This is a genomic window from Peptoanaerobacter stomatis (assembly GCF_000238115.1).
Taxonomy (GTDB): domain Bacteria; phylum Bacillota; class Clostridia; order Peptostreptococcales; family Filifactoraceae; genus Peptoanaerobacter; species Peptoanaerobacter stomatis.
This window is the reverse complement of record NZ_JH414554.1, coordinates 65,136-77,979: the sequence shown is the minus strand read 5'-3', so window position 1 is coordinate 77,979 and position 12,844 is coordinate 65,136. Positions and strand designations below refer to the sequence as shown.

General features: G+C 29.3%; 10 protein-coding genes and 2 pseudogenes. All 12 read left to right on the top strand.

Features of this window, described 5'->3' with window-relative positions; all coding sequences use genetic code 11:
• A pseudogene (locus HMPREF9629_RS11910) lies at window positions 1-378 on the top strand (methyl-accepting chemotaxis protein); the annotation flags it as partial.
• Between the two features lie 275 nt (window positions 379-653).
• A complete protein-coding gene (locus HMPREF9629_RS07050; protein WP_009525691.1) occupies window positions 654-1,562 on the top strand; it encodes a hypothetical protein in 909 nt (302 codons plus the stop codon).
• Between the two features lie 306 nt (window positions 1,563-1,868).
• Window positions 1,869-2,522 carry an L-fuculose-phosphate aldolase gene (locus HMPREF9629_RS07045; protein WP_009525690.1) on the top strand — a complete coding sequence of 218 codons (654 nt, stop codon included), beginning with the start codon at window positions 1,869-1,871 and terminating at the stop codon, window positions 2,520-2,522.
• A gap of 274 nt (window positions 2,523-2,796) precedes the next feature.
• Complete coding sequence (gene ftsW, locus HMPREF9629_RS07040) at window positions 2,797-3,951, top strand: putative lipid II flippase FtsW (protein ID WP_009525689.1); 1,155 nt, start codon at window positions 2,797-2,799, stop codon at window positions 3,949-3,951.
• Window positions 3,948-5,033 (top strand): undecaprenyldiphospho-muramoylpentapeptide beta-N-acetylglucosaminyltransferase, encoded by a 1,086-nt coding sequence (gene murG, locus HMPREF9629_RS07035; RefSeq protein ID WP_009525688.1) that lies wholly within the window; start codon window positions 3,948-3,950, stop codon window positions 5,031-5,033. The genes ftsW and murG overlap by 4 nt, the downstream gene beginning before the upstream one ends.
• Window positions 5,034-5,753 (top strand): cell division protein FtsQ/DivIB, encoded by a 720-nt coding sequence (locus HMPREF9629_RS07030; protein WP_009525687.1) that lies wholly within the window; start codon window positions 5,034-5,036, stop codon window positions 5,751-5,753.
• A 216-nt stretch (window positions 5,754-5,969) separates the two neighbouring features.
• Window positions 5,970-7,163, top strand: a complete 1,194-nt coding sequence (ftsZ, locus tag HMPREF9629_RS07025; protein WP_009525686.1) for a cell division protein FtsZ — start codon at window positions 5,970-5,972, stop codon at window positions 7,161-7,163.
• 2 nt (window positions 7,164-7,165) lie between these two features.
• The gene (nrdR, locus tag HMPREF9629_RS07020) at window positions 7,166-7,630 is read left to right on the top strand and encodes a transcriptional regulator NrdR (protein WP_009525685.1); all 465 of its coding nucleotides are present in this window, start codon (window positions 7,166-7,168) and stop codon (window positions 7,628-7,630) included.
• 48 nt (window positions 7,631-7,678) lie between these two features.
• A pseudogene (locus tag HMPREF9629_RS07015) lies at window positions 7,679-9,018 on the top strand (DUF512 domain-containing protein).
• A gap of 248 nt (window positions 9,019-9,266) precedes the next feature.
• A complete protein-coding gene (der, locus tag HMPREF9629_RS07010) occupies window positions 9,267-10,589 on the top strand; it encodes a ribosome biogenesis GTPase Der (RefSeq protein WP_009525682.1) in 1,323 nt (440 codons plus the stop codon).
• Between the two features lie 8 nt (window positions 10,590-10,597).
• Window positions 10,598-11,227: a regulatory protein RecX gene (locus tag HMPREF9629_RS07005; protein ID WP_009525681.1), complete on the top strand. Its 630-nt coding sequence runs from the start codon at window positions 10,598-10,600 to the stop codon at window positions 11,225-11,227.
• Between the two features lie 29 nt (window positions 11,228-11,256).
• Entirely contained in the window at window positions 11,257-12,762 is a 1,506-nt protein-coding gene (locus HMPREF9629_RS07000; RefSeq protein WP_009525680.1) for a DUF1846 domain-containing protein, read from the top strand.
• Window positions 12,763-12,844 lie beyond the last annotated feature (82 nt).

Here is a 12,844-nt window from a genome sequence, read left to right as displayed (position 1 = left end):
GTATCAGATTTGACAGCAAAGACAGGACAAGCAGTAGAGACAATGGAGAAAGTAGGAAAGATAGTAGAGCAGCAATCAGTAAAAGTAGAAGACACAAGAGAGCAATTCAACATAATATCAAAAGAATTAGACAACAACAATAAAGCAGTAGAAAAATTAAATAAGTCAGGGAAAGAATTAGAAAAGACAAAAGAAAGTCTGATGGGAATAATAGAAAGTCTATCAGCGCTATCAGAGCAAAATGCAGCATCAGTACAAGAGACATCAGAGACAGTAGAAGAACAGACAGCATCATCTGAAGAGATAGCAGCATCAAGCGCACACTTAGCAGATATGGCGCAAGAGATGAGCGAGATGGTAGCTAAATTCAATATATAAAAAAATTTAACAAATAAATTATTGAATTAACACATAAAAAAATAAATATAATTCATACTATAAGGAAGTATGAATGAATTAATATTCAAATAAAAATGGCTATTTTCAATTAAACTTGATAATAGCCATTTTTATTTTTACACCTAAATATATATATTTTTAGTATTTTTTAAAAATGCTGTAATTTTACTTTAAGATTATATTAAACATTGTAAAATTTCATAAAATAGTTTAATATTTATATAGTTGTTCAATTTATTTTTAAGAGGTGTCAAATGGGAGAGTTAAGAAAAAAAATAGGAATGAGTTTTTTGCATAAGCTTAATTTTATTTTGATTATTGCACTGTCATTGGGTTTAGCTGCGGTTGTGCAATATAGATTATTGGAAAAATCCGTAAAAACAGACGTAGATACTTATGTCCAATATTTTGCATATTTCTTATTCATATTTGCGTTTATTATTTTTATAATTTTCTATATAAAAATAAGAGCTGTATTGCCTATGAATGTTTATCAAAATGGCATAGTTTTAAAAAGAAGACATGAGACAATTATGTATCAGGATATACCTACGTTTTATTTCATACCGTATTCAGACAGGAGAATAAAATATCTTATTGTAGAAAAAGGCAATGGAAGTAGGGTGATATTCAATACAAATCATACAGGAGATGATTTTGTAGATTATTTTCAAAAGGATTATATGGCTATAAATACAGATAAATTTTTGGAAAAGATTAGAAATGGCTCGGATATGATGTTTGGAGTATTGAGTAAAAAACAAACTTTGGTTTTGAAGGTCTTTAAAACTAAAAATATGGTAAGAAAGCTGGAATTTGAAGATAAATTTTATATAAGTAAAGATACGTTTCAATATAAGGATGTTAAATATAACTGGAATATAATAGATATAGATTATGATATACAAACAGGAAATATAGAAATAAAAGACAGAGATAATAACATAATAATGTCGACATATTTTCCGTATGTTGAAAAGGGAGAGTTTGCGTTTAATATAATGGATCATTTAATAGAAGAGTCCGTAAAAAACGAAGATAAAATGGAGATTGAATATATAGAAAATAATAATGAACATATTGCTATAACAGATAATGAAGTTGATGACAGCAAAGATATGGATGAAAATATCTTTATAGAGGATAAAAAAGAAAATCATTAGTTATACGAATTTGTTTTAAATTTATAACTGTTTATACTATTATCCAATTAAAGATAGACTTTAATTAAAATTGTCTTTAATAATATTTTTATGAATAAATTTATAGTTTTTCTATATAATTTTAAGTATTTATTTTAATTTGAATGGATTTTAGCATTGAAAGTTGTGATAGAAATATTAAAATAATAATTATATTTTACTAAATCCTATTTAAACTAAGATATGCTCAAATATATAAAAAAATATCCATAGTCAATTAGATAATATCATTAAATAATTGTTTAGTATTAGAAGGGGAAAATACCTATGCTAATGAGAGAAGAGAGGATACAGCTCATAGAATTCGGGAAAAAATTGGTTGACTCAAGACTTACGAAAGGCACCGGCGGTAATTTGAGCATTTATGATCGCAAAAACAGTCATATAGCTATAACACCGTCAGGAATAGATTTTTTCGAGATAAGATTGGAAGATATAGTTATATTGGATATAGATGCAAATATAATAGAAGGAGATAAAAAACCATCATCAGAATTGGAAATGCATTTGATTTTATACAGAACAAGACAAGATATAAATGCGGTTATACATGCTCACACAATATATTCAACTGTTCTTGGATGTTTGAATTTAGATTTGCCGGCAACCCATTATCTTACGGCTGTAGCCGGTACAAATGTCAGATGTGCAAAATATGCGACTTATGGCACAAAACAACTTGCAATAAATGCTTGTGAAGCTATGGAAGATAGAAAAGCTGTGATATTGGCAAATCATGGAATATTGACAGGTGGAAGAGATTTACAAAATGCATTTTCGATAGCAGAGGATATAGAATATTGCTCAGAAATATACTGTAAAGCGAGAAGTATAGGAGAACCTGTTATATTATCAAATGAAGAAATGAAAATTATAGCTGAAAAATTTAAGAAACATGGTCAAAATAAAGATAAATTATAATTTCAGTTTTAAAATATAAGTGTAATATTTAAAGAAATACAAGATTTTAACCATATTTAATATGCTTTTAATTTATTTTTTGATATAATGTATATTTAATATAGGATATTTGTGTTATAATGTATGAGATTTATCTTTGTCAATTAATACTGTTCTAATAAAGGATGTTGTAAAAATTTATTAAAAATAGATAATTTTACTTAAAAAATTATAGTATAAAAAATAATTATTGAACAGTTCAATTATATAATTAAGAAGTTTTATGAGGATTTAGATGCAAAGTGTTGTAAAAAATGATATAAAAAAAACTAAAAGAGAACCCGCAAAAAGAATAGATTATATAATACTCAGTAGTGTAATTTTGCTTGTAATAATTGGAGTGCTTATGATTTTTTCGGCAAGTTCCGTTCAAGCAAGCTATGAATATAACGACTCTACGAAGTTTTTGCGTTCACAGTTGCAATTTGCTGCAATAGGTTTTGTTCTTATGTATATTGCAAGCAAATTGAATTATAAAATATATAAAAAATATGCTTTTATAATATATGTTTTCAATATTTTTTTATTGGCGCTGACTTTATCTCCGCTCGGTGTGAATGTAGGTGGAGCAAAAAGATGGCTTAATTTGATTTTTTTGAGATTTCAAACTTCTGAATTTTCCAAATTTGCGTGCATAGTTATGACTGCATATTTCATAGATCTTAATAAGTATACAATGCACAAATTAAAAAGTGTGATAATACCGATTGGTTTTTTGATTTTAAACTGTGCTCTTATTTATGTACAACCGTCTTTTTCTGCCATGTCAATAATATTAATGGTGGGTCTTATAATGATATTCATAGGCGGTATGAGTGTAAAGTTTATGTTGATATCTGCAGTACCGTTTGCTGTTGCCATCATAACTTTAATGATGAAACAGCAATATCGTATGGCGAGATTAATGTCATTCCTTGATCCGTTTAAAGATACTGCCGGAAGAGATTGGCAAATATCAAATTCTATATACGCTATGGCATCCGGAGGATTATTCGGTGTGGGTTTCGGCAAGAGCACACAAAAGTATTTTTATATATCACAACCGCAGAATGACTTTATATTTGCCGTTATAGCAGAAGAATTTGGGTTTTTAATGAGTGTTGCACTTATATTTATATATGTATTTTTGATTTTCAGAATTTTTAGATTGTTCGTAGATACTAAAGATACATTCGGTAAGATGCTTGTATGCGGAATAGGTCTGCAACTTGGACTTCAAACCGTTATGAATATAGGGGTTGCAACAAGTACTTTACCTAATACCGGTATAGGACTACCTTTTATAAGTTATGGAGGTACATCCATAATTATATTTTTGTCCATGACGGGAGTTCTTTTAAATATTTCAAAATATAGAGTCTCAAAAAGAAAAAAAGAGGTTGTTAAATGAAACTTATAGTTTGTGGTGGTGGTACAGGAGGACATATATATCCTGCTGTTGCAATTGCCGAATATTTTAAAAATCAAGACAGCTCTACAGAAATATTGTATATCGGCGGAAAATACGGTATAGAAAATAAAATACTGAAAAATTATGATTATAGATTTGAAACTATAGATATTAAAGGATTTCAAAGAAAACTGAGTATAGAAAATATAAAACGTGTTTTCAAAACAACTTCAAGTATGCTTAAAATGAGGAAAATTTTATCAAGAGAAAATCCGGATTTAGTAATAGGTACAGGAGGATATGTATGCGGTCCGGTTGTGTATATGGCGGCACTTATGAAAATCAAGACGGCTATACTCGAACAAAATGTATTTATGGGAGTTACCAACAAAATTTTGTCTAAAAAAGTTGATTATATTTTTTACGGTTTTGATGAGGCTTTGAAGAGATATCCTTTTGATAATGCGATTGTATCAGGCAATCCGATAAGAACGTTGGAATTTAATTATGATAAGAAAACTGCAAGGAAAGAACTTAATTTTTCAAGCGATGAAAAAATTATATTGTCTATAGGAGGCTCAGGAGGTTCTCAGAGCTTAAATGACGCTATAAAGCTGTTTGCAAACTATGCTGAAAAAAACAATATAAGACTTATACATTCTTGTGGAGAAGCATATTATGATGAGTTGAAAGAAGAATTTATATATATAAATTATGATAAGTTTGAATTATATCCATATATAAAAAATATAGGGAAATATATGCAGTCAGCCGATATTATTATATGTTCAGCAGGCGCGAGTACATTATCAGAAGTATCATACTTCGGAAAACCTATTATAGCTGTTCCTAAAGCATATACAGCGGAAAATCATCAAGAATATAATGCGAAGATGATAGAGGATTGCGGGGCAGGATATTGTATAAAAGAAGATATGTTAAACGCTGATATTCTCGAAAACAGAGTACAAAATATATTGTTCAATCAAGATGTTTTTAAGAAAATGTCAGATAACAGCAGTAAGTTGTATAAGGGTGATGCTTGCAAAATAATATATGATACACTTATAAAGGGTAGATAGATGAAGAAAAAAATCACTATATCATTTTTTGGAATTTTAATAATATTTATTATTTCTGTTTTATTTTATCTTTTTTCAGGCAGGTACTCAGTAAATAAAATAACTGTGCTCGGACAGACCAATTTGACAAAAGATAAGATATTGGAACTTGCTAAAATAGATATGAATAAGAATATATATATTATGAATATCAAAACTATAGAAAAAAATCTTGTTGTAAATAATTATATACAAAGTGCGACAGTAAGAAGAAAGTTTCCGCAAGAGATAACAATATCAATAGTTGAACGTATTCCTGTTGCAAGCATACCTGTAACAAGCGGATATGTGATAATAGATGAAAATGCAACTGCAATAAGCATAGTTCAAGATGAAAAATCTGTTAAAAAACCTATAATAAGCGGTATATCAATAAGTAATATAAAACTTAAGGACACTATACCTGTAAAAGATAAAGATACACTTGAAAATATACTTAAGATAGTACACTTAATATCTTCACTTGATTTGCTCAACAATATATCCTATATAGATTTGAAAAACTATGATGACATATCTATGACTACAAATACAGGTATATTGGTAAGATTCGGAAACACGAATGATATGCAATATAAAGTCAAGGTTTTGAATAAAATACTTATAAATCTATCAACTAAAGGTAAAACATCAGGCACAATAGATATGAGATTTGATACGGATCCGATATACTATGAATAATATTCGTTATAGGATATTTAACGGATATATTAAAAATATATTCATAAATTTTTAAATTTTTATAGACGAAATGACTTTTTATTGATATTATAATAAGATAGAATATTTTTTAGATGATTATTTTCAAAATTTTTTGTTATAAATAATTTTTAAACAGCAAAAAAATTTATTATAGATTTTTAATAGAGATAAGTATATATTTTTTGGAGGATAACAATGTTTCTTGAAACAGCAATGAACAATGAAGATATAAAAATATTGATAGTAGGTGTAGGCGGCGGTGGCGGAAATGCCGTAAACAGAATGATAGAAGAACAGATAAAAGGTGTTGATTATATTGTAGCCAATACAGACTATCAAGCTCTTCAACATTCACTTTCTGAAAGCAGAATACAATTAGGTGAAAAACTTACAAAAGGTCTCGGTGCAGGAGCAAAACCTGAAATAGGTAAGAAGGCGGCCGAAGAAAGTTATGAAAAAATAAAAGAGGAACTTTCAGGAGCACAGATGGTATTTGTTGCTGCAGGTATGGGAGGCGGTACAGGTACAGGTGCATCTCCTATAATAGCTAAAGTTGCAAAAGAAATAGGTGCACTTACAGTGGGTATTGTTACAATGCCGTTCAAGTTTGAAGGAACAAGAAAGAAAAAAATGGCGGAAGACGGACTTGAAGAACTTAAAAAGAATGTTGATTCAATAATAGTAATACCGAATGATAAAATTCTTGAAATATCTCCAAAAGGTATAACATTTGAAGAGGCCTTAAAAAAAGGTAATGAAATTTTGAAAAACAGTGTAAAAGGTATAACAGATATAATAAAATTAAACGGTATAATAAATACTGACTTTGCAGATGTTAAAACTGTTATGGAAAATAAGAGTTTATGTCATATGGGATTCGGTAGAGCAAAAGGAGATAATAAAGCTCTTGAGGCCACTAAACTTGCAACTGTATCTCATCTTTCAGAGACATCTATTTGGCATGCAAAAGATTTACTTGTTAATGTCACATCATCAGAAAGTATAACAATGGACGATATATATGCAATAGGTGATTATGTAAGAGAAGCTATAGGTGAAGATGAAGATTTTGCATCGGATAATGTGATAGTTGGAAGTGTATTTTCAGATGAAATAGGTGATGAAGTATCGGTTGTGATAATAGCAACAGGAATAGAAGAAAACAGACAACAGTTAAATACAAACAGCTCACAAAACTCAGCAAAAAAAGTTAATAAACAGACAAAAGTGGAAAAAAGCTACTTTCAAAGCAATACGGATGATCTTGATATAGACAATGATTTAGATATAGAGCCTGACAACATACAAAATATAAGAGAAATAACCACTGAGAAAAAAACGACGGAGCTTAATATCCCGCCATTTTTCAGAAGTACAGGTAGGAAATAAATATGAATTGTCCATATTGTGGAAGTAGTGATCTTAGAGTTATAGATTCAAGGCATATAGAGGAAGATAATACTATTAAGAGAAGAAGAGAATGTGAATCATGCAAGAAGAGATTCAGTACATTTGAAATGATACAGGAAGCGAGTATTATTGTAGTAAAAAAAGACGGTTCTCGAGAATTTTTTGACAAAAATAAAATATTAAGGGGTATAGTGCGCTCATGTCAAAAAAGACCTGTTACAATTAAACAAATGGAAGAGATAGTAAGTGATGTGGAAAAACATATACTCAATTCTTCCGATAAAGAAGTATCGAGCAGTCAAATAGGAGAACTTGTTATATCAAGATTGAAAAAACTTGATGTAGTAAGCTATGTAAGATTTGCATCTGTCTATAGAGAATTTAAGGATGTTAACAGCTTTTTTGATGAACTCAATTCAATAGTAGAGTCAGAAAAGGAATTATAATAATTTGTTTTTTAAAACCTATGATATTAATATATCTTAGGTTTTTTTATGAAAGATGATATTATGGAATTAAGTAAAAAAGATTTTTCCAATATAATAACCAAAGTAACGGAAGGTTCTATTGCAGATGAATTAGAGATAGAAAAAGGTGATATATTACTGTCAATAAATTCTCAAAGCGTTGAAGACATAATAGAATATCAATATCTTATAGCTGATGAATATATAGAGCTTGAAATCCAGACAAAAGATGGAGAAGTAGTAATATATGAGATAGAAAAAGACATTGATGAAGACTTAGGCATAGAATTTGAAAATCCAATAACAAATTCGGTTCAAACTTGCAGGAACAAATGTATGTTCTGTTTTATAGATCAATTACCAAAAGGACTTAGAAAAACTCTTTATATAAAAGATGATGATTCAAGACTTTCTTTTTTACAAGGTAATTTTATAACCATGACTAATATGGGCAAAAAAGAAATTGATAAAATGATAAAATATCATATATCTCCTGTAAATATATCAGTGCATACTACAGATAGCGAGCTTAGAATAAAAATGCTGTCAAATAAAACTGCCGGCGATATATTGGAAAAGATGAAAAAATTAAAAAAAGCCAATATAGTTATGAATGCTCAAATAGTTCTTATTCCAAATGTTAATGACAAAAAAAATTTGGAGAAGACTTTATACGATTTGGAAAAACTACATCCACAATTACAGAGCATAGCTATAGTGCCAATAGGCATTACAAAATATAGACAAAAACTTGCTAAAGTAGATATATTCAATACTGATACTGCAAGAGATTTAATATTGCAAGTTCAAGAGTTTCAACAGAAATTTTTGAAAAACTTAGGCACAAGATTTGTATTTTTGTCTGATGAATTCTATGTTATGTCAGGCGTTAAAAGACCTTCGTATAAAGAATATGAGGGGTTTAAACAGCTTGAAAATGGCGTTGGACTTATGACTAAACAAGAATATGAATATAACAAGGAATTAAAAAAATAAACACCTACAATAGAAAAAGAAATGTGTCGATTGCGACAGGAGAGTCAGCCTTTGAATATATAAAACACTTATCTGACAATATGATGAGAAAATATGATTCGTTAAATGTTAATGTATATAAGATAGAAAATGATTTTTTTGGTAGAACTATAACGGTTGCAGGACTTATAACAGCAACAGATATGATTAAACAGCTTAAGGGTAAAGATTTAGGAGAAGAGTTAATAATTCCGAAAACCATGTTAAAATCTGACGAAGATATATTTTTGGATTCAATAACACTTGATGAATTTGCCCAAACTATGAACATAAAAGTAAAACCGTCTGAAATTGACGGACACAGCTTTGTAAAAAATATACTTGGAATATAATTTTTTTATTTTAATCAACAGGGTATACTAATTTCTAATAGAATAATATATAGTTTGTATGATGAATCCATAAACATTTATTAAATTTATACAATAGTATTTTTCCATAGCTTTATTGAGTTTTAGTATTAAATTATATTTTATGTGAATACTATTTTGATTTTATTATAGTTCTTAAAATAAATTCAGCAAATTATATTTTTTATTAAAAAATAAGTTATGATAAATATGTGAAAGGGAATATTATTATGAAAAAGACGGTTGCAATAGTAGGCAGACCGAATGTCGGAAAATCTACTCTTTTTAACAGGCTTGTCGGAGAAAGAATATCTATTGTGGAAGATACTCCGGGAGTTACAAGAGACAGAATATTTGCTGATGTAAGCTGGCTTAATTACAGCTTTACTCTTATAGATACCGGCGGAATAGAAACGGATACAGATAATCTCATACCGGAAATGATGAGAAAACAGGCACAAATTGCAATAGATATGGCTGATGTAATAATGTTTGTTGTAGATGGAAAAGCCGGTTTAGTTCCACAAGATTTTGAGGTTGCAGATCTTCTTAGAAAATCAAAAAAACCTGTTATTGTTATAGTTAATAAAGTGGATAATTCAAGATTACCTGATGATTATTACGACTTTTATCAATTAGGTTTTGAGAATATGTATGCCATATCATCAACACAAGGATTAGGACTTGGAGATATGTTAGATGAAATAGTTGCATTGTTCCCAAAAGAAGAATTGTTGGAAGTAGAAGATAATTCTATAAAAGTTGCAATAATAGGGAAACCTAATGCAGGAAAATCATCAATATTAAATGCACTCATAGGTGAAGAAAGGACAATAGTTTCGCCAATAGCAGGGACAACAAGAGATGCAATAGATGAGAAATGTAATATAAATGGTATAGATTATACATTTATAGACACTGCAGGAATAAGAAAGAAAAATAAAATTTACGATAATATTGAAAAATATTCAGTATTAAGGGCATATAGTGCAATAGAAAAAGCAGATGTTGTATTAGTTGTTATAGATGCGACAACTATGGTAACGGAGCAGGATACAAAGATAGCAGGCTTGGCGCATGAAGCCGGTAAATGTGTAATAGTAGTTGTAAATAAATGGGATTTGATACAAAAAGAAACCAACACTATGAGAGATTATACGGCAGATGTGCGAAATTCATTGGCATATATGCAATATGCACCTGTAGAATTCATATCTGCTAAGACAGGTAAAAGACTAAACAATATAGTGGAACTCATAAATAAAGTATATGAATCCGGTAGAAAGAGACTGTCAACAGGGGTATTAAACGATGTTATAGGGGATGCAGTTATGCTGAATCAACCTCCGTCTGACAAAGGAAAAAGACTTAAAATATATTATGCTACACAGACAGGCGTATTGCCTCCTACATTTGTAATTTTTATAAACGATAAAGAGCTGTTCCATTTTTCATATCAAAGATATTTGGAAAACAAGATAAGAGAGAGTTTCGGTTTTGACGGTACTGTTATAAAGATAATTCCAAGAGAAAAAGGCGATAAAAACAAATAGGAGTTATTATGTATGAGATAGTAAAAATAACCAAAAAAAGAAATTCAAACTATAATTTATATATAAAAGATTATAAAGAAGAAAAAATAGAAATACATCTTGATATATTATATTCGTATTCATTATACACTATAAGAGAAGTAGATGAAGAAACATTTGAAGAGATGTTGCTTGAAAATCAAAAAAAACTTGCTAAACAGCAAGCATTAAGGATATTGTCGTCATCAAGTAAGACAAGAAAGGAATTGATAAATAGGTTAAGACAAAAAAAATTTACACAAGATGCCGTAGATTATGCAATGAATTTTGTAGATAAGTATGAATTTATAAATGAAGAAGATATGGCGGAAAAATTGGTAAGCGGAGCGTATAAACATAAAAAATACTCAAAAAGAAAGATACAAAACGAATTAAGGCAAAAGGGTATAGATTCTGAAGTTATAAATGAGTTGACGTCAGATATAGATGATGATGAAGAATATGAAAACGCAATGCACTTTGCACAAAAGAAATATAAGAGCATATCCGCTAAAGATAATGAAACTATAAAAAGACGGCTTATATCAGCTCTGAGTTATAGAGGTTTTAACTATGATATAATACGAAAAGTTATTGATAAAATAATATATGATGATTAAATTTTTTATATGAAAATTGGGAGATTTATATGAAAATAGGTTTTGATGAAGAAAAATATCTTGAAGAACAGTCAAAATATATACTCGAAAGAGTTGAAAAATTTGAAAAATTATATCTGGAATTTGGAGGTAAATTGCTACATGATACTCATGCGGCGAGAGTTTTGCCAGGATATAATGAGAATACAAAAATTAAATTATTACAACAATTAAAAGATGATTTGGAAGTAATAATATGTGTATACAGCGGTCATATAGAAAACAACAAGATGATAGGGGATTCAAATATAAGTTATGAAATGGCCGTATTCAGACTTATAGATGATTTAAGAGCATATAAATTACATGTAAATTCAGTAGTAATAACAAGATATGAAGAAAAACCTCTAACAGATATATTTATCAGAAAGTTGAAGAGAAGAAATATAAAGACATTTAAGCATAAAGCAACGCAAGGTTATCCTACAAATGTAGATGTGGTAGTAAGTGAAGACGGGTACGGAAAAAATCCTTACATACCTACAAGCAAACGTATAGTTGTAGTTACAGCACCCGGTCCTGGAAGTGGGAAATTAGGTACATGTCTTTCACAACTATATCACGAATTTGCACAGAATAAAAAAGCCGGATATTCAAAATTTGAAACATTCCCTGTTTGGAATATGCCGCTTAAACATCCGCTCAATGTAGCTTATGAGGCTGCAACAGCAGATTTGAAAGATATAAATATGATAGATTCTTTTCATATGGATGCGTATAATCAAATTGCAGTAAATTATAACAGAGATATAGAGAGCTTTCCTCTACTTAAAAAAATGCTTGAAAAAATAACCGGACAAGACTCAATATATAAATCACCTACTGATATGGGAGTAAATAAAGTTGCGTTTGGAATAACAGATGATGAAATTGTAAAAGAAGCATCAAAGCAAGAAGTAATAAGAAGATATTTAATCGCAAAATCCGATTATGTGAAAGGCAACTGTGAAATAGATGTAGTCGAAAGATTGCAGATAATGATGGAAAGTTTGGGAATAAAAGAAGAAGATAGAAAAGTAATATTGCCTGCAAGACAAAAAGCGGAAAAAATGAAAAAAGAAATGAAAAATGACGAAGTAGCAAGTGCAATAGCTGTTGAATTATCTGATGGTATGATATTGACAGGAAAGTCAACCAAATTTATGGATGCGTCTGCGGCTGTGATATTAAATGCACTTAAATACTATGCTGACATATCAGATGATATGCTACTTTTAGCACCGCTTGTATTGGAGCCTATACAAAAATTGAAAAATAAAATATCAATATCTCAAGCAGTTGCCCTAAATGTAGAAGAAGTGCTCATAGCTTTAAGCATATGTGCCGCAACAAATACTATGGCGGAAAAAGCACTTTCTAAGATAGATATGCTGAAAAATTGTAAAGCACACTCAACTACAATAATGAACAGCACAGATGAGCAAATGTTTTGTCGTTTGGGAATAGAAATAACAACTGACGCTGTATTTTCTAATAACAATCTGTATTATGTTTAACAATGTTTTTTTATCAGATTAACGCATATTAATACTGTTATATTAAAAAATATCTATGTTTTATATAAAAACAGATTAAAAT